14 protein-coding genes and 7 tRNA genes are annotated in these 17,811 nt (G+C 51.5%); 4 read left to right on the top strand and 17 right to left on the bottom strand.

Annotation, left to right across the window (positions count from 1 at the left end; all coding sequences use genetic code 11):
* Positions 1–39: 39 nt before the first annotated feature.
* The 3 genes from ybeY to miaB form a co-directional block, all read right to left on the bottom strand.
* Positions 40–513, bottom strand: coding sequence for an rRNA maturation RNase YbeY (ybeY, locus tag PMI17_RS16510; RefSeq protein WP_007890684.1), 474 nt, complete (start codon positions 511–513; stop codon positions 40–42).
* On the bottom strand, positions 510–1,583 hold the full coding sequence (locus PMI17_RS16505; protein WP_007890683.1) for a PhoH family protein: 1,074 nt from the start codon (positions 1,581–1,583) through the stop codon (positions 510–512). Before PMI17_RS16505 ends, ybeY begins: the two co-directional genes overlap by 4 nt.
* 207 nt (positions 1,584–1,790) lie before the next feature.
* Complete coding sequence (gene miaB / locus PMI17_RS16500; RefSeq protein ID WP_007890682.1) at positions 1,791–3,215, bottom strand: tRNA (N6-isopentenyl adenosine(37)-C2)-methylthiotransferase MiaB; 1,425 nt, start codon at positions 3,213–3,215, stop codon at positions 1,791–1,793.
* A 181-nt stretch (positions 3,216–3,396) separates the two neighbouring features.
* Between miaB and ubiF the strand changes: the two genes are divergently transcribed.
* Positions 3,397–4,569: a 3-demethoxyubiquinol 3-hydroxylase gene (gene ubiF / locus PMI17_RS16495; RefSeq protein ID WP_007890681.1), complete on the top strand. Its 1,173-nt coding sequence runs from the start codon at positions 3,397–3,399 to the stop codon at positions 4,567–4,569.
* Positions 4,570–4,656: 87 nt separating this feature from the next.
* On the opposite strand, the gene PMI17_RS16490 is transcribed toward ubiF, so the two are convergent.
* The 12 genes from PMI17_RS16490 to nagB form a co-directional block, all read right to left on the bottom strand.
* A tRNA-Gln gene (locus PMI17_RS16490) sits at positions 4,657–4,731 on the bottom strand.
* A gap of 28 nt (positions 4,732–4,759) precedes the next feature.
* Positions 4,760–4,834: transfer RNA gene (locus PMI17_RS16485), tRNA-Gln, on the bottom strand.
* Between the two features lie 6 nt (positions 4,835–4,840).
* A tRNA-Met gene (locus PMI17_RS16480) sits at positions 4,841–4,917 on the bottom strand.
* 26 nt (positions 4,918–4,943) lie between these two features.
* Positions 4,944–5,018: transfer RNA gene (locus tag PMI17_RS16475), tRNA-Gln, on the bottom strand.
* 34 nt (positions 5,019–5,052) lie between these two features.
* Positions 5,053–5,127 (bottom strand) — tRNA-Gln (locus PMI17_RS16470).
* A 21-nt stretch (positions 5,128–5,148) separates the two neighbouring features.
* Positions 5,149–5,233 (bottom strand) — tRNA-Leu (locus PMI17_RS16465).
* Positions 5,234–5,240: 7 nt separating this feature from the next.
* A tRNA-Met gene (locus PMI17_RS16460) sits at positions 5,241–5,317 on the bottom strand.
* A 215-nt stretch (positions 5,318–5,532) separates the two neighbouring features.
* Positions 5,533–7,200: an asparagine synthase B gene (gene asnB / locus PMI17_RS16455; protein ID WP_007890680.1), complete on the bottom strand. Its 1,668-nt coding sequence runs from the start codon at positions 7,198–7,200 to the stop codon at positions 5,533–5,535.
* 317 nt (positions 7,201–7,517) lie between these two features.
* The gene (locus PMI17_RS16450) at positions 7,518–8,270 is read right to left on the bottom strand and encodes an HAD-IIA family hydrolase (RefSeq protein ID WP_036621535.1); all 753 of its coding nucleotides are present in this window, start codon (positions 8,268–8,270) and stop codon (positions 7,518–7,520) included.
* A 41-nt stretch (positions 8,271–8,311) separates the two neighbouring features.
* Entirely contained in the window at positions 8,312–9,532 is a 1,221-nt protein-coding gene (locus PMI17_RS16445) for an N-acetylglucosamine repressor (protein WP_007890678.1), read from the bottom strand.
* 7 nt (positions 9,533–9,539) lie between these two features.
* On the bottom strand, positions 9,540–10,688 hold the full coding sequence (gene nagA / locus PMI17_RS16440) for an N-acetylglucosamine-6-phosphate deacetylase (protein WP_007890677.1): 1,149 nt from the start codon (positions 10,686–10,688) through the stop codon (positions 9,540–9,542).
* Between the two features lie 62 nt (positions 10,689–10,750).
* Positions 10,751–11,551 (bottom strand): glucosamine-6-phosphate deaminase, encoded by an 801-nt coding sequence (gene nagB, locus PMI17_RS16435; RefSeq protein WP_007890676.1) that lies wholly within the window; start codon positions 11,549–11,551, stop codon positions 10,751–10,753.
* Between the two features lie 343 nt (positions 11,552–11,894).
* Here nagB and nagE point away from each other — a divergent pair, with 343 nt between their 5' ends.
* The 3 genes from nagE to PMI17_RS16420 all read left to right on the top strand — a co-directional run bounded on the left by nagE (position 11,895) and on the right by PMI17_RS16420 (position 16,372).
* Positions 11,895–13,922 (top strand): N-acetylglucosamine-specific PTS transporter subunit IIBC, encoded by a 2,028-nt coding sequence (gene nagE / locus PMI17_RS16430; RefSeq protein WP_036621574.1) that lies wholly within the window; start codon positions 11,895–11,897, stop codon positions 13,920–13,922.
* A gap of 152 nt (positions 13,923–14,074) precedes the next feature.
* Positions 14,075–15,742: a glutamine--tRNA ligase gene (glnS, locus tag PMI17_RS16425; RefSeq protein WP_007890674.1), complete on the top strand. Its 1,668-nt coding sequence runs from the start codon at positions 14,075–14,077 to the stop codon at positions 15,740–15,742.
* Positions 15,743–15,976: 234 nt separating this feature from the next.
* A complete protein-coding gene (locus PMI17_RS16420) occupies positions 15,977–16,372 on the top strand; it encodes a hypothetical protein (RefSeq protein ID WP_007890673.1) in 396 nt (131 codons plus the stop codon).
* A gap of 60 nt (positions 16,373–16,432) precedes the next feature.
* Here the strand turns inward: PMI17_RS16420 and fur are convergent, their stop codons facing one another.
* Together fur and fldA are read right to left on the bottom strand one after the other, a co-directional pair.
* The gene (fur, locus tag PMI17_RS16415) at positions 16,433–16,882 is read right to left on the bottom strand and encodes a ferric iron uptake transcriptional regulator (protein ID WP_007890672.1); all 450 of its coding nucleotides are present in this window, start codon (positions 16,880–16,882) and stop codon (positions 16,433–16,435) included.
* A 354-nt stretch (positions 16,883–17,236) separates the two neighbouring features.
* Positions 17,237–17,767: a flavodoxin FldA gene (fldA, locus tag PMI17_RS16405; protein ID WP_007890671.1), complete on the bottom strand. Its 531-nt coding sequence runs from the start codon at positions 17,765–17,767 to the stop codon at positions 17,237–17,239.
* Positions 17,768–17,811 lie beyond the last annotated feature (44 nt).

The following is a 17,811-nucleotide window of genomic DNA, read 5'->3' as shown; positions in this document are numbered from 1 at the left end:
GGCATCCGCGCCAGCAGCGCAATAACCTGAACCAACGGCTCAGGCGTCTTCTTTCTCCGAAATGTACGGATCAGGATAACCAAGAGCAAGCATTATCTCGGTCTCCAGCGCCTCCATCTCTTCGGCTTCTTCATCTTCGATATGGTCGTACCCCAGCAGATGCAGCGTACCGTGCACAACCATATGCGCCCAATGCGCTTCAACGGTTTTACCTTGTTCAGCAGCCTCTTGCTCGACAACCTGGCGGCAAATGATCAGATCGCCCAGTAGCGGTAACTCAATTCCCGGGGGGGCTTCAAACGGGAAAGAGAGCACGTTCGTCGGCTTATCTTTGCCGCGATAAGTCAGATTAAGCTCATTACTCTCCGCCTCATCCACCAGGCGAACAGTGACTTCGCTTTCCGGCTGAAAGGGTGTTACCGCCGCTTCCAGCCAGCGTTGAAAATCGCTCTCCGCAGGCAGATGGTTTTCATCGGCGCAGGCCAGCTGTAAGTCTAAAATCACCGCGCTCATGAACGCTCCTGCGGGCTGGTTTGGGTGACAAGCTGAGCCGCGATAGCTTCGCGTTTGCGCTCTTCTGCCTGTTGATCACGGCGTTTCTGATCGGCGGTTTCCCAGGCTTCATAAGCATTCACGATGCGTGCGACAACCGGATGACGCACCACGTCTTCGCTGTGGAAAAAGTTAAAGCTGATCTCATCGACTTCTGCCAGCACTTCAATGGCGTGGCGCAAGCCGGATTTGGTGCTACGCGGCAAGTCAATCTGCGTTATATCACCGGTAATCACCGCTTTGGAATTGAAGCCGATACGCGTCAGGAACATTTTCATCTGCTCGATGGTGGTGTTCTGGCTCTCATCAAGAATGACGAAAGCGTCGTTCAGCGTGCGTCCGCGCATGTAGGCCAGCGGAGCGACTTCGATGACGTTACGCTCAATCAGTTTCTCTACACGCTCAAAGCCGAGCATTTCGAACAGCGCGTCGTAGAGTGGACGCAAATAGGGGTCCACTTTCTGGCTGAGGTCGCCGGGCAGGAAGCCGAGTTTTTCACCGGCTTCCACCGCCGGACGCGTCAGCAAAATACGACGAATCTCCTGACGTTCCAACGCATCCACCGCGGCAGCCACCGCCAGATAGGTTTTACCGGTACCGGCCGGGCCAATACCAAAAGTGATGTCGTGCGCGAAAATGTTAGCGATGTATTGCGCCTGGTTAGGCGTGCGCGGTTTGATCACGCCGCGCTTGGTTTTGATATTCACCGCTTTGCCGAATTCCGGCACGCTCTCAGCGCTTTGTTCCAGCACACGGCTCTCTTTGATCGCCAGGTGAATCTGGTCCGGTTCGATATCTTTAATCTGACCACGCATCGGGGCGGTATCAACGTACAGGGTCCGCAGGATATTCACGGCAGCGTCCACGCACAGCGAGCGTCCAGTCAGCGTGAACAGGTTATCGCGACGTTTGATTTCAAGGCCCAAACGGCGCTCTAGCTGCTTCACATTGTCATCCATCGGACCGCACAAGCTCATCAGTCGTTGGTTATCTGCCGGTTCAAGGGCTATTTCACGCGTTTCGATATTCAAATGAATCCTTAAGGTCACTCAGGGCCAGTTGAAAAGGTGTGCCGGATGCTGGCATCAAAGCGTTCAGCATCTTTATGGAATTATTTATGGCGCTGCGCATAGGCGCAAGCTTCAGAAACGATATTTGGGCAGCGTCTGCGGAAAGCAAGGGCGACAGGATGAAACAGGCGACAGCGCTTTGTGCGCTATCGCTCAACGTTTGAGGTTTCAAGGCTGGAAAAGACCAACGCCGATGTCGTTCTCTTTGCGGGTACGGGCAATCACCGACGCTGGACTCTCTTCTACACGCAGCGCCATTTGCTCTTCGGTGCGCACCAGCACGCCACGCAGTGAGCTGGCGTAGACATCAACAATTTCAACATCAACAAACTTACCGATCATTTCAACCGGCGCTTCGAAATTCACTACGCGGTTGTTATCGGTACGACCGGTCAGCTCCATCACATTCTTGCGCGAAATTCCTTCGACCAGTACGCGCTGCGTAGTGCCCAACATGCGGCGGCTCCATGCCATTACCTGTTGATTGATGCGGTCTTGCAGGATGTGGAGACGCTGCTTTTTCTCCTCTTCCGACACATCATCTGGCAGATCGGCCGCTGGCGTGCCTGGGCGCATCGAGTAGATAAAGCTGAAGCTCACATCGAAATTCACTTCGCCCACCAGCTTCATGGTCTGCTCGAAGTCCTGCTGTGTCTCACCCGGGAAGCCGATGATGAAATCAGAGCTCAGCTGGATATCCGGACGCGCCGCTTTCAGCTTGCGAATAATCGCTTTGTACTCCAGTGCGGTGTGAGCACGCTTCATCAGGGTCAGGATACGATCCGAGCCGCTCTGGACGGGCAGGTGCAGGAAACTTGCCAGCTCGGGGGTATCACGATAGACCTCGATAATGTCATCGGTAAATTCAATCGGATGGCTGGTGGTGAAGCGAATACGGTCAATGCCGTCGATTGCCGCCACTAAGCGCAGCAATTCAGCAAAGGTACAGATATCGCCATCAAAGGTGGCACCGCGATAGGCATTGACGTTCTGGCCCAGCAGGTTAACTTCTCGTACGCCCTGAGCGGCCAACTGGGCGACCTCAAGCAGAATATCGTCGCTTGGACGGCTTACTTCCTCACCGCGGGTGTAAGGCACCACGCAGAAAGTGCAGTATTTGTTGCAGCCTTCCATGATGGAAACAAACGCGGTTGGGCCATCTGCGCGCGGTTCGGGCAGGCGGTCAAACTTTTCGATTTCCGGGAAGCTGATGTCTACGATTGGGCTTTTACTGCCGCGTACGGTGTTGATCATCTCCGGCAGGCGATGCAACGTTTGTGGACCAAACACGATATCAACGTAACTGGCGCGTTGACGCAGACGTTCACCTTCCTGCGAGGCTACGCAGCCACCCACCCCGATGATTACCTCAGGATTATCGGCTTTCAGCTTTTTCCAACGGCCTAACAGTGCAAAAACCTTCTCCTGCGCTTTTTCACGAATTGAGCAGGTGTTGAGCAGCAGAACGTCCGCGTCTTCAGCTGCCTCAGTGAGGGTATAGCCGTGCGTACTGTTCAGCAGATCGGCCATCTTCGATGAATCATACTCATTCATCTGACAGCCCCAGGTTTTGATATGCAGTTTTTTGGTCATCGAACTAGCCATTGGTTAACGCGAAGTGCAGGGCGCGTATTGTAATGCCTCGCTGCAGCTGTGACCAGCTAACCCTGCATACTTCACGCATGCACGTCGCATCGAATGACGAATTTCCGGTACACTTTAGCTATCAACGTGATGCTGTAAGGTCTCACGGCAAAAAGAAGGATTAGAGTCGATGCAGGATTCACATTTTGATGTGGTGATCGTGGGCGGTGGCATGGTTGGCGCGGCGCTGGCGTGTGGTCTGGCGCAGCAACAGTTCCGCGTGGCAGTGATTGAACGAGCGGAGCCAGCGGCCTTTGATGCTAGCAGCGAGCCGGATGTGCGAATTTCCGCGATTGGTGCCTCCTCAGTCGCGCTGCTGCAGCAGCTGGAGGTTTGGCAGCGCGTTCTGGATATGCGCTGTGCACCTTATCGGCAGTTGGAAACCTGGGAGTGGCAAAACGCGCATGTATCATTTGATGCAGCGTCGCTTGGCTTACCTGAGTTGGGCTTCATGGTGGAGAACAGCGTGCTGCAGCGGGCGCTGTGGGAAAAGATGCAGGAAGAGGGCATCACGCTAATTTGCCCGGCAAGTTTACAGGGTTTGCAGCCGCACAGCGCTGGCTGGCATGTGCAACTGGATAGCGGCCAAACGCTGGATGCGCGTTTAGTGGTCGGCGCAGATGGTGCCAACTCGCGGGTGCGTCAATTAGCGGGCATTGGCGTGCGAGGCTGGCACTATGCGCAATCCTGCATGCTTATCAGCGTGGAGTGCGAGCAGGATGTTGGTGACTCCACCTGGCAGCAGTTTACGCCGCAAGGGCCACGTGCTTTCCTGCCGCTGTTTGATCGTCGTGCTTCGCTGGTGTGGTATGACGCGCCGGCGCGTATTCGTCAGCTGCAAAGTTTGCCGTTGTCACAGCTGGAGAAAGAGATTCATGCGAACTTTCCGGCCCGTGTGGGAAACTTTAAAGTCAAAACCGCAGCATCGTTCCCGCTGGTGCGACGTCATGCTACGCGTTATGTGATGCCCGGATTAGCGCTGGTTGGGGATGCGGCGCATACCATCAACCCGTTGGCCGGGCAGGGTGTTAATCTGGGCTATCGGGATGTGGATGCTTTGATCACTACGCTGGTTGAGGCGCGCAGCCAGGCAGAGCTTTGGGCATCGGATGCCGTGCTGCAGCGTTATCATCGTCAGCGTTATAAAGACAACTTACTGATGCAGGGCGGGATGGACCTGTTCTACTTCGCATTTAGTAATAAGCTGCCGCCATTACGCTTTGCGCGCAATCTGGCGCTGATGGCCGCGGAGAATGCCGGAGCGTTAAAACGCAAGGTGCTGCGCTACGCGCTAGGTTTATAAATCGTAGGGGCGCATCAATGCGCTCCGGGTTAATGCCCGAAAGCAGAAAACAATAAAGCCCGCAAAAGCGGGCTTTATTGTGCAATTTGGCTGGGGTGCAGGGATTCGAACCCCGGAATGCTGGTATCAGAAACCAGTGCCTTACCGCTTGGCGACACCCCAATAGGTGTTTAATCAAATTGTCTTTTTATGGCTGGGGTGCAGGGATTCGAACCCCGGAATGCTGGTATCAGAAACCAGAGCCTTACCGCTTGGCGACACCCCAATAATTTGGTGGCTACGACGGGATTTGAACCTGTGACCCCATCATTATGAGTGATGTGCTCTAACCAGCTGAGCTACGTAGCCTTGGTACTGCTTACTGCATCCGACGATGGCTGGGATACCTGGATTCGAACCAGGGAATGCCGGTATCAAAAACCGGTGCCTTACCGCTTGGCGATATCCCATTCGTCGATTTTGTATCCACAACATATTCCGGATTGGCTGGGGTACCAGGATTCGAACCTGGGAATGCTGGTATCAAAAACCAGTGCCTTACCGCTTGGCGATACCCCATCCGGCTGCCGAAGACTGAAATGGTGCGGGAGGCGAGACTTGAACTCGCACACCTTGCGGCGCTAGAACCTAAATCTAGTGCGTCTACCAATTTCGCCACTCCCGCAAAAAGATGGTGGCTACGACGGGATTTGAACCTGTGACCCCATCATTATGAGTGATGTGCTCTAACCAGCTGAGCTACGTAGCCATCTTTTTCGCGTAACCTTCATCGGCGTTGCGGGGCGCATTATGCGTATTGAGTCTTGTAGCGTCAACAATTTTTTTGCCGTTTTTCGCCTTAAAACGCCTGTTTGTCTGGCTTGTAACCAGGCTGGTGGTTTATTCGGCAATTTTCACTCATGACATCATCGATTGCACAAAAAAGGGGCTCATTTGAGCCCCTTATCTTGTTGAGTAAAAACCTTATTTATAAGCGGACTGATGCACACCTACGGCACGGCCTGAAGGGTCATCCATTGATTTAAAGGCTTCATCCCACTCGATGGCTTTAGCTGAAGAACAGGCCACCGATGGACCGCCCGGTACACACTCTGCAGCGCTGGCAATTGGGAACAACTCCTCAAAGATTTCGCGATACAGATACGCTTCTTTCGAGTTCGGTGTGTTGTACGGGAAGCGGAAATGCGCAGTCGACAACTGTTGGTCAGTGATCTGCTTCGCCGCCACTTCTTTCAGCGTATCGATCCAGCTGTAGCCAACACCGTCAGAGAACTGCTCTTTCTGGCGCCACGCCACGCTTTCTGGCAGATATGAAGAGAAGCATTCACGCAGAATGTGTTTCTCCATCTTGCCGTTACTGCCGCACAGTTTATCTTCCGGGTTGATACGCATCGCCACGTCGAGGAATTTCTTATCGAGGAACGGTACGCGCGCTTCCACGCCCCAGGCGGACATCGCTTTGTTGGCGCGAGCGCAGTCAAACATATGCAGAGCCAGCAATTTACGCACGTTCTCTTCATGGAATTCTTTAGCGTTTGGCGCTTTATGGAAATAGAGATAGCCGCCAAAGACTTCATCCGCACCTTCGCCTGACAGCACCATTTTGATGCCCATCGCTTTGATTTTACGCGACATCAAATACATCGGCGTAGATGCGCGAATGGTGGTCACATCGTAGGTTTCAATGTGATAAATCACGTCACGAATCGCATCCAGACCTTCCTGCACGGTGAAATGGATTTCGTGGTGCACGGTGCCAAGATGCTCTGCCACCGATTTCGCTGCTTTCAGGTCTGGAGAACCTTCCAGGCCCACCGCAAAGGAGTGCAGCTGCGGCCACCAGGCATCACTCTTATCGGCATCTTCTACACGTTTTGCGGCGAAACGCTTGGTGACGGCAGAGATAATGGAAGAGTCGAGTCCACCAGACAGCAGCACGCCGTAAGGTACGTCGGACATCAGGTGACTTTTCACTGACTCTTCCAGCGCATGTTTCAGCTCTGCTGCGTCGGTGGTGTTGTGCTCGACGGCGGAAAACTCCATCCAGTCACGCTGCCAGTAACGACGAATTTCACCATCGGCGCTCGACATGTAGCTTCCCGGCGGGAACTCTTTAATGCTACGGCATACTGGCACCAGTGCTTTCATTTCGGAAGCAACATACAGGTTGCCGTGCTCATCGTTGCCCATATACAGCGGGATAATGCCGATATGGTCGCGGCCAATCAGGTATTGCTGCTTAACGCTGTCCCACAGAATAAAGGCGAACATGCCCTGCAGTTCGTCGAGAAAATCAACGCCTTTTTCCTGATACAGCGCCAGAATAACTTCGCAGTCGGAACCAGTCTGGAAGGCGTAACGATCGCTCAGCTCGGCACGCAGCGCTTGATGGTTATAAATTTCACCGTTAACAGCCAGTACGTGGGTGTGGTCAGCGTTATACAGCGGCTGTGCGCCGTTGTTAACGTCAACAATCGACAAGCGCTCATGCACCAGAATGGCTTTATCATCCGCATAAACACCTGACCAATCTGGGCCGCGGTGACGCATCAGACGAGAAGATTCCAGCGCTTTCTTGCGCAGCTCAATAGGATCGCTCTTCAGATCCAGCACACCAAAAATTGAACACATAACTGACTCCTGATCTCACCTTGTGGCGAAGTTATTTCTACGTTTGTCCGGCAGCAATGACTGCGTGATGTATAAGAAAATGCGCTAAGTGATGGTGGTAGTGCAAGTGAAATCACGATTCTTTGATAAAAAGAATGTTGATAGGCGCGTAACGTTGAATTTTATTCAATAAATACACGTTTAATTTAGATAGTATCTAATGAATTTGAATTGTTGCTCAATTTGTGTTCAGGTGATGATCGCCGGAGGAGGGATTTACCTCATTAAAAACAAAAGCCCTGCTTGAGCAGGGCTATAAGAAGAGATTATGGCTGATATCAAAAGAGATCGATATCGGCGACCGATGGGTAAATCCAGTCCGGTCGGAATGGCATCGCATCAATATCACTGAGCGTTGAAACGCCCGACAGCACCAGAATGGTTTCCAGGCCGGCCTGGAAGCCTGCCAAAATATCGGTACGAAGGTTATCCCCGACAATCACCGTCTCTTCAGAATGCGCATGCATTTTGTTTAATGCCGCGCGCATGATGTACGGGCTTGGCTTACCAACATAAAACGGTTTGCGGCCAGAAATGGTCTCAATCCCGGCACAGAGCGCCCCGCAGGCGGGAACAAAGCCACGCGCATGCGTATCGGGATTGGTTGCGATAAAGCGTGCGCCGTTAGCAACGAAGAACGCCGCTTTATGCATCATGTCCCAATTAAATGAGCGCGTTTCACCCACGATTACGAAATCTGGATTGACGTCGGTGATAGTAAAGCCCGCTTTGTACAGCTCATGGATTAATGCACCTTCGCCAATCACATAGGCTTTTTTCCCCTCCTGACGCTTGAGGAAGTCAGCCGTGGCCATCGCCGAGGTATAAAACACCGAATCTGGCACCTCAACCCCCGCGTTCGCAAAGCGGTTGGCCAGATCAAGAGCCGTTTGTGATGGGTAGTTGGTCAATACCACCAATGGCATATCTTTCGCCAGAATGCGCTGCAGAAATTCGTTCGCGCCGGGAACGGCGGTGTTGTCGTGCATCAACACGCCGTCAATGTCACAGATTACGCTTTTAATCGTCATAGATTGCATCCGGTCGGGCCTGCCAGATAGCAGGCTGGTGATTACTCTTCCAGCAGATGTTGCAACAAAATGCCATTCAGCATAGCGCGTTTTGCTAAGGCAAAGGCGCCAATTGCCGAGCGATGATCGAGCTCGGAACGCATCACCGGCAGATTCTTACGAAATGCCGGAAGTGTCTGCGTATTGATGCAACCTTCAATGGCAGGAAACAGCACTTTGTCGGCTTCAGTGATTTCACCGGCCAGCACCACTTTTTGCGGATTGAACAGGTTGATGGCGATGGCAATCGCTTTACCCAAATAGCGGCCGACGTATTCGATAACTTCGCACGCCAGCGCGTCACCTTGATTAGCTGCGCGACAGATCTGCGGCATCAGGCAATCATTAAGTGTTAGTGAGCTGGGATAGCCCTGATTAAGCAGGTGCCGCACGCGATTTTCAATCGCACCATTGGCAGCGATGGTTTCCAGACAACCGAAGTTTCCGCAATGGCAGCGTTCACCTAACGGATCGACCTGAATATGGCCGATCTCGCCAACGTTACCGTTGCTGCCGAGGAAAATATGGCCATTGGCAATAATGCCAGCGCCGGTACCACGGTGTAAACGCACCAGAATGGAGTCAGCACAGTCGCGGCTTGCACCGAAGTAGTGCTCTGCCAGTGCCAAACTGCGAATGTCATGACCAACAAAACTGGTGACGTTAAAGCGTTTTTTCAGACTGGAAACCAGTGGCCAGTGACTTACCGCGATATGCGGCATATAGCGAATGATGCCATTAATCGGATCGACTAAACCCGGCAGAATCACCGCAATGGCGATCAGCTCATGAATCTTACGCTGATGTGATGCCATAAAAGCGCTGATGGCATTGAACAGCGCATTCTCCAACGTTTCCTGGGTGCGCTCCGGCAGCGGATAATCTTCCTGCGCCAGTGATTTTCCGCTCAGATCGAATAGCGTCAGCGTGGCGTCATTACGCCCTAAGCGTACGCCGATAGTATGAAAATGACGGGTTTCGGTAATAATCGAGATGGCGCGGCGCCCACCGGTGGAGGCTTGTTGCTCCACCTCTTTGATGAGGCCGCGCTCAATGAGCTGGCGGGTGATTTTGGTGACACTGGCGGGCGCAAGCTGACTGTGTTCGGCTATCTGTATGCGCGAAATGGGCCCTTGTTGATCTATTAGCCGATAAACGGCTGCACTATTAAGTTGTTTAACAAGATCGACATTTCCTATTTGAGACTGGCCGCCAGTGGTCATTCAATACTTACTCGCTGAGGACGTTGTCTCCGTTGACTAACGTCTTAGTGATTTGATAATCGCGGGTAAAGACAGTCAGGTTGGCGACTTTTCCTGCTTCAACCGTACCTAACTGTTTCTCCACACCCATTGCCTGCGCCGGATAAAGTGTTGCCATACGCAGCGCTTCATCAAGAGCGATGCCACAGTGTTCAACGCTATTCTGCACCGCTTCAATCATGGTTAATGCAGAACCGCTGAGCGTACCGTTCTCATCAACGCAAAGGCCATCGCGATAGTATATTGTTTTGCCTGCAAAAATGAATTGATCAATCGAAGCGCCAGCTGGTGCTGTGGCATCCGTCACTAACACCAGTTTGTCGCCCTTGATGCGTTTTGCATTGCGCACATTAGCGTAATGGACATGTAAACCATCTGCAATGATGCCGCAGTATACATCAGGCGAATCAAACAGCGCACCAATCAGACCTGGCTCACGTCCGGCAAACGTTGGCATTGCATTATAGAGGTGCGTGGCAAAGCTCACACCGGCGCTAAAGCCGATTTTTGCCTCTTCATAGGTCGCATTAGAGTGACCCGCTGAGACGATAATTCCCGCATCACGTAATTGACGAATCACGTCACTGCCGGCGTTTTCAGGGGCCAGCGTGACTTTAGTGATGACATCCGCGTTTGCACAGAGAAAATCCACCAACTCAGCATCCGGCAGACGAATTAATTCAGGATTGTGCGTGCCTTTTTTGGCTTTGTTCAACCACGGACCTTCCAGGTGCAGGCCCAGCGCCTGATTCTGATGCTTAGCCAGATAAGCGCGCATGGTTTCGATTGCGCGTTTCATTAGCGCATCGGTGCTGGTAATCAGCGTTGGCAAATAGCTGGTACAGCCTGATTTTTCATTGGCACGCTGCATAATCTCCAATGTATCCACACTTAACGCATTGATATCGTCATTGAACTGCACGCCGCCGCAGCCATTCAGCTGCAAATCAATAAAACCAGGAGCGATAAACGCACCAGCCACATCCTGCTGTGCCATTGCCGCGTCCAAGGCATCACGCGGACACACACGCTCAATCAGGCCATCCGCAATCACAACTGCATGATTGTCCAGAATTTCATGACCGGTAAAAATCCGGCCGTTCACTAATGCGTACATCGTTTTATCTCTCCCGGCTAAGCCTGCCGCCAACCAGCAGCAGGTTTTTTTACAACGTGTTTTCACACACCTTTCATATTTTCCGCTTCCATTTCGCGGAAATATTTCACGGTTTTCACTTTCAGTTCCATCGTTGCTGGTTCATCACATACCACGACGGATTTTGCATGCAGCTGGAGGCAGCTGATGGTCCACATATGGTTGACGTTACCTTCAACCGCGGCCTGCAGCGCTTGCGCTTTCAAATGACCTGTTACCAGAATCATTACCTCTTCTGCATCCAGCAGCGTACCAACGCCAACGGTCAGCGCGTATTTGGGTACCTGATCCACATCACCGTTAAAGAAGCGAGAGTTTGCGATGCGGGTATCGTGCGTCAGGGTTTTAATGCGGGTACGAGATGAGAGGGATGAAGCCGGTTCATTGAAAGCAATATGACCATCGTTGCCTACGCCGCCCATAAACAGGTTAATTTTGCCGTAAGCGCGGATCTTCTCTTCGTATTGGCGGCATTCTGCGTCAATATCTTCGGCATTACCATTGAGAAGATTGATGTTTTGCTCTTGAATATCAACATGATCGAAAAAATTACGATACATGAAGCTGTGGTAACTTTCTGGATGCTCTTTTGGCAGACCTACATACTCATCCATATTAAAGGTGACCACGTGCTTAAAACTAACCTGGCCCGCTTTGTGCATGTCGATCAGGTGCTTGTAGGCTTCCAGCGGTGTTCCACCAGTTGGTAAACCCAACACAAAAGGACGTTCTGCGCTAGGCTTAAACGCATTAATGCGGTTAACAATGTGGCGTGCAGCCCATTTACCCACTTGGGTCGGTGTGGCCAAAGGGATCAGTCTCATGTCTTCACCTCAATTAAGATTGGAAATGTGGAGTTGCCGTTTCTCTGACAGTATTCTGCCCTTAAGCGTAATGCGTTTAAGCGTAGCCATTAGGGAAAAGTGCGACTCGATATTTTTCATCATAAAATAAGTTTGTGGTGCTGGCTAGCATTTCGCATTATCAAACCATCATTTTGGTGATTAAAGTCACAGTTGGAGTGGTTTTAATTTGCGAGGCGAATTAATTTATCTTTACACTGCGCCTCGTGGTCAAAAGTGTCATCAAGGTACCGGGCGACGGGATAATAAAATCAACTCGCGCTACGGCAAAACGCCAGTCTCATAGGGGGAGAATAAGGTGAGTATTCTAGGATATCTGCAAAAGGTCGGCCGCGCGCTTATGGTGCCGGTAGCGACTTTGCCGGCAGCGGCAATCTTGATGGGTGTTGGATATTGGATTGATCCAGATAGCTGGGGTGCAGGTAATGCACTGGCGGCACTGCTGATCAAATCCGGTTCGGCAATCATCGACAATATGTCCGTGCTGTTTGCCATTGGTGTGGCATACGGTATGTCAAAAGATAAAGACGGTGCAGCAGCATTGACCGGTTTCGTGGGCTTCCTGGTGGTAACCACACTCTGTTCACCGGCAGCGGTAGCGATGATTCAGAAAATGCCGGTGGAGCAAGTTCCTGCCGCCTTCGGTAAAATTAACAACCAGTTTGTCGGTATCCTCGTCGGTATCCTCTCTGCTGAGGTTTACAATCGCTTCAGCCATGTTGAGCTGCCAAAAGCGCTGTCATTCTTCAGCGGCCGCCGTCTGGTGCCTATTCTTGTCTCCTTCCTGATGATTGCCGTGGCCTTCGTGCTGATGTATGTCTGGCCGCTCATTTTTGGTGGGCTGGTGAGCTTCGGTGAGCACATTCAGAAGATGGGCTCAGTGGGTGCGGGTGTCTATGCCTTCTTTAACCGCTTGCTGATTCCTGTTGGCCTGCATCATGCGCTGAACTCAGTGTTTTGGTTCGACGTCGCGGGTATCAACGATATTCCTAAATTCCTGGGCGGCGCACAGTCTATCGCGGAAGGTACGGGTATCCCAGGTATCACCGGTCGTTATCAGGCGGGCTTCTTCCCAATCATGATGTTTGGTCTTCCGGGTGCAGCGCTGGCAATTTATCACTGCGCCCGTCCAGAAAACCGCGCCAAAGTCGGCGGTATCATGCTGGCGGCAGCATTTGCGGCCTTCTTTACCGGTATTACCGAACCGCTGGAGTTCTCCTTCATGTTCGTGGCGCCGGTACTGTATGTGATTCACGCTGCACTGACCGGTCTCTCCGTGTTCATCGCCGCGAGCATGCAGTGGATTGCCGGTTTCGGCTTCAGTGCGGGTCTGGTGGATATGGTACTGTCGACGCGCAACCCGTTGGCCGTCCACTGGTGGATGCTAATCCCACAAGGTCTGGTGTTCTTCGTTATCTACTATGCGGTGTTCCGCTTCACCATTCAGAAATTTAACCTGATGACACCGGGTCGTGAACTCTCTGCGGGCGATGAAACCGATGGTTATGATGTGAATGTCGACCATAGCGGTAATGGTGAAAGCCAAACCGAATCTTTGGCGCGCCGTTACATTGCAGCCGTGGGCGGTTCTGAAAACCTCACGACCATCGATGCCTGTATTACCCGACTGCGTCTGAACGTCAAAGACTCTGCACAGGTAAATGAAGGCGTCGCTAAGCGTCTGGGTGCTTCAGGTGTGATTCGCCTGAACAAACAGAGCGTACAGGTTATCGTCGGCACCCAGGCTGAAAGCATTGCTACAGCGATGAAAACGGTACTGAGCAAAGGCCCGGTTGCGGCATCCGCAGCGGCGTCACCTGTAGCACCGGCTCCAGCGGCAAAACCGCAGGCGGTACTGAACAGTGAAAAAGCGGTAATCGCTACGTTACTGGCTCCGGTTACCGGTGAAATTGTTGCGCTGGAAAATGTTCCTGATGAAGCGTTCGCCAGTAAAGCAGTGGGTGATGGTCTGGCAATCAAGCCAACCGGAAAAACCGTTGTCGCGCCAACTGCTGGCACCGTGGTGAAGATCTTCAACACTAACCATGCGTTCTGCCTCGAAGCGGAAAATGGCGTTGAGATTGTGGTGCACATGGGTCTGGATACGGTTGCGCTGGAAGGTAAAGGTTTCACGCGTCTGGTGGAAGAGGGCGCAACGGTAACTGCAGGTCAGCCAATCCTCGAAATGGATCTGGATTATCTCAACGCCAACGCGCGCTCGATGATCAGTCCAGTCGTCGTCAGTAATAGCGATGATTTCGCGGGTCTGAATTTACTGGCAACCGGTTCAGTGGTTGCAGGTCAAACTCCGCTGTACGAGGTTAAAGGTTAAGTCCTTGTGATTGAGCCAGAAGGCAGGAAGCGATTCCTGCCTTTTTTGTTTTAAAACGACCAACAAACGGTTGTTTCCCTCCTGCGCTTTGTGGATCATACTCCGTTACTTCGTGGTACAAATCACCCGTTATAGCTTTTGAGGATTTTGAGATGAGTGAGGCTGAAGCCCGCCCAACGAACTTTATTCGTCAGATCATCGACGAAGATTTGGCGAGCGGTAAGCACAACACTGTGCATACCCGTTTCCCGCCTGAGCCCAATGGTTATCTGCATATTGGCCATGCGAAATCTATCTGCCTGAACTTTGGTATCGCACAAGATTACCAGGGGCAGTGCAACCTGCGTTTCGACGACACCAACCCAGTGAAAGAAGATCTGGAGTTTGTCGAATCCATAAAGCGTGACGTGCAATGGCTGGGCTTTGAGTGGAGCGGCAACATTCGTTACTCCTCAGACTACTTCGACCAACTCTTCAACTATGCCGTTGAGCTGATTAATAAAGGCTTGGCGTATGTTGATGAATTGTCGGCAGATGAGATCCGCGAGTATCGCGGTTCTCTCACAGCACCAGGCAAAAACAGTCCGTATCGCGATCGCAGCGTGGAAGAGAACTTAGCGCTGTTCCAGAAAATGCGCGATGGGGGCTTCGAAGAGGGCAAAGCCTGTTTACGTGCTAAAATCGATATGGCATCCAGCTTTATCGTAATGCGCGATCCCGTGCTGTATCGCATCAAGTTTGCAGATCACCATCAGACTGGCAGCAAGTGGTGCATCTATCCAATGTACGACTTCACTCACTGCATTTCTGATGCGATTGAAGGTATTACGCATTCTCTCTGCACGCTGGAGTTCCAGGACAACCGTCGTCTGTACGATTGGGTGCTGGATAACATCACCATTCCGGTGCACCCGCGTCAGTATGAGTTTTCACGTCTGAATCTGGAATACGCAGTGATGTCCAAGCGTAAACTGACTCAGCTGGTGAGCGAAAAAGTTGTGGAAGGCTGGGACGATCCGCGCATGCTGACCGTTTCCGGTTTGCGTCGTCGTGGTTACAGCTCGGCTTCGATTCGTGAGTTCTGCCGCCGCATTGGCGTTACTAAGCAGGACAATATCGTAGAAATGGCTTCACTGGAGTCGTGCATTCGTGACGATCTCAATGAAAACGCGCCGCGTGCGATGGCCGTGATGGATCCCCTGAAGGTGGTGATTGAAAATCTGCTAGCGGGTCACGAAGAGATCATCACCATGCCAAATCATCCCAACAAACCGGAGATGGGTACGCGTGAAGTGCCATTCAGCCGTGAAGTGTGGATCGATCGCGCTGACTTCCGCGAAGAAGCCAATAAACAATACAAGCGTCTGGTGCTGGGTAAAGAAGTGCGTCTGCGTAATGCTTACGTGATCCGTGCTGAACGTGTAGCGAAGGATGATGAAGGCAATATCACCTGTATCTACTGTACTTGCGATGTTGATACGCTGAGCAAAGATCCTGCTGACGGGCGTAAAGTGAAAGGCGTTATCCATTGGGTTTCTGCAATTCACGCGCTGCCGGCGGAATTCCGCCTGTATGATCGTCTGTTTAGTGTGCCAAATCCGGGCGCGGCTGAGGATTTCCTCACCACCATTAACCCGAACTCACTCGAAACCAAACAGGGCTTCGTTGAGCCTGGTCTGCGCGCGGCCGATTCAATGGCACCGTATCAGTTCGAACGTGAAGGCTACTTCTGTGCTGATAGCGTTTATTCGCAGCCGTCAAAACTGGTGTTTAACCGCACCGTTGGATTGCGCGATACCTGGGCGAAAATCGGCGATTAATTATTTTGTCGCTAGCACGATAAGATCATGAAAGGGCGAGCAATCGCCCTTTTTTATTGCCTCTATTTGGCCACCCGCAATCTTTTATGCTGCCTCCCTGTTGATGCGATTAATTCCTCATTTACGACTATTCTGACTTTAGCAAAATTAAACCATTTGCCAGTGTGAAAAACTTTTTTTCAGGTAGGCTATGCGCACTCAAACGTTGCTCCGCGGGTTATCAAAGGATAAAAAATGACAAGTCTTGCCCTGGAAGCCAAGCACAGTGTGGTTGTATTACATCAGCTTATCGAACGTATTTTCAATCAGGTTGAAGGCAGTGATGACAGTATTGATCTGTTTTTATCGCACTTTCATCCCGAATTTAAAATGGTGACACCGCAAGGCAAACAGTTGGATCTCAATGAGATGGAAAAGCTGTTTCGCCAATTGAATGGGCAACGCGAAGGCATGCGTATTGCGACCAGTGAGCACGCTATTATCTCGCAGCAAAGCGAAGAGGTGACGATTCAATATCGTGAATTACAAATGATGAATGGCATCAATCAGAGCCGCATTTCACTGGCGGTTCTCGATTGCAGCACCAGCATTCCGCGCTGGCGTTACCTGCAAGAAACCATCGTTGCCTGATTTCAGGTATAAAAAAACCGGCTCAAGCGCCGGTTTTTTTATACTGCATAGCACACTCAATTACTTATCGTGGAGCGTGTCGTCTTCGCGGCAGTCTCCCAGAGCACAGTGACCGTACAAGTACAGGCTGTGGTTACTGAGCTTGATACCATGGCGAGTCGCAATTTCACGCTGACGCGTTTCAATTGATTCATCGCTGAATTCGATAACCTTGCCACAATCGAGGCAAATCAGGTGATCGTGGTGATGTTGCTGGGTCAGTTCAAAGACAGATTTACCGCCTTCAAAATTATGACGGGTAACGATGCCCGCGTCGTCAAACTGGTTAAGAACGCGATATACCGTTGCCAGACCAATCTCTTCGCCCATATCGATCAGGCGCTTATACAAATCTTCCGCACTGACGTGATGGGACTCGGGTCCGGGTCCCTGAAGCACTTCCAGAATTTTCAGTCTGGGGAGCGTGACTTTCAGGCCAGCCTTCTTCAATGCGGAGTTGTTGTCAGTCATGCGGATATTGTCCTGTTACTTTGCTAGTCACTTGCGGCGCAGGGGCCTTGAATGTTTAGGTCAACGCGCATTCTCATTTGCGTCTCATTATAGAACTCAAGCAGTGAAATGAAAACCAAGGCAACGTCCTTAATCACCAAAAGCAGTAAGGATAATGTCACTAACGCCTTCAAGACGCTTGGATTTTGGATTCCATTTCACTCAGCCTCATTCTACTGCCAGAGGAATAAGCGGATGACCATTGCGGGTATTCTACAGATTTGCGGGGAAAAGTTAAAAAACCGTAGCTATTATTTTTATAGGAAATTCCGTTGCCCGATGTGAACTTGCGCGCACATCGGGCAGAGCAGGGGATTACGCTTCAATAATCTCTTTCAGCTGCAGTTCATCGAAGATCTGCTTCACCCAGGTTTCAACGCGCTCATTGGTCAGTTCGGGTTGACGGTCTTCGTCAATCGCCAGACCGAGGAAGTGTTTATCATCGGCCAAACCTTTAGATGCTTCAAAATGGTAGCCTTCGGTTGGCCAGTGGCCGACGATGACTGCACCATTCGGCTCAATGATGTCGCGGATGGTGCCCATCGCGTCGCAGAAGTATTCGGCGTAATCTTCCTGATCGCCACAACCAAACAGCGCTACCAGCTTGCCATTGAAATCAATCTCTTCCAGCGTCGGGAAGAAATCATCCCAGTCACACTGCGCTTCACCATAATACCAGGTTGGAATGCCCAGCAGCAGGATGTCGAACGCATCGAGATCTTCTTTGGTGCTCTTAGCAATGTCATGCACTTCGGCGACATCTTTACCCAGTTGTTTCTGGATCATTTTTGCAATGTTTTCAGTGTTGCCGGTATCGCTGCCGAAGAAAATGCCTACGATTGCCATGGGTTAGGTAACCTCTTAGATCCTGATTGTGAAAGTAAGTCAGT

Source organism: Pantoea sp. GM01 (genome assembly GCF_000282675.1).
In the GTDB taxonomy this organism is placed as follows: Bacteria; Pseudomonadota; Gammaproteobacteria; order Enterobacterales; family Enterobacteriaceae; genus Pantoea; species Pantoea nemavictus.
This window is presented reverse-complemented; position numbering and strand designations above follow the sequence as displayed.

Bases quoted from the DNA above. Each gene is read 5' to 3' on its own strand.
- miaB (WP_007890682.1), bottom strand. From the start codon at position 3,215: ATGACCAAAAAACTGCATATCAAAACCTGGGGCTGTCAGATGAATGAG.
- PMI17_RS16450 (WP_036621535.1), bottom strand. From the start codon at position 8,270: ATGACGATTAAAAGCGTAATCTGTGACATTGACGGCGTGTTGATGCAC.
- asnB (WP_007890680.1), bottom strand. From the start codon at position 7,200: ATGTGTTCAATTTTTGGTGTGCTGGATCTGAAGAGCGATCCTATTGAG.
- ybeY (WP_007890684.1), bottom strand. From the start codon at position 513: ATGAGCGCGGTGATTTTAGACTTACAGCTGGCCTGCGCCGATGAAAAC.
- PMI17_RS16445 (WP_007890678.1), bottom strand. From the start codon at position 9,532: ATGACCACTGGCGGCCAGTCTCAAATAGGAAATGTCGATCTTGTTAAA.
- glnS (WP_007890674.1), top strand. From the start codon at position 14,075: ATGAGTGAGGCTGAAGCCCGCCCAACGAACTTTATTCGTCAGATCATC.
- PMI17_RS16420 (WP_007890673.1), top strand. From the start codon at position 15,977: ATGACAAGTCTTGCCCTGGAAGCCAAGCACAGTGTGGTTGTATTACAT.
- nagA (WP_007890677.1), bottom strand. From the start codon at position 10,688: ATGTACGCATTAGTGAACGGCCGGATTTTTACCGGTCATGAAATTCTG.
- ubiF (WP_007890681.1), top strand. From the start codon at position 3,397: ATGCAGGATTCACATTTTGATGTGGTGATCGTGGGCGGTGGCATGGTT.
- fur (WP_007890672.1), bottom strand. From the start codon at position 16,882: ATGACTGACAACAACTCCGCATTGAAGAAGGCTGGCCTGAAAGTCACG.
- fldA (WP_007890671.1), bottom strand. From the start codon at position 17,767: ATGGCAATCGTAGGCATTTTCTTCGGCAGCGATACCGGCAACACTGAA.
- nagB (WP_007890676.1), bottom strand. From the start codon at position 11,551: ATGAGACTGATCCCTTTGGCCACACCGACCCAAGTGGGTAAATGGGCT.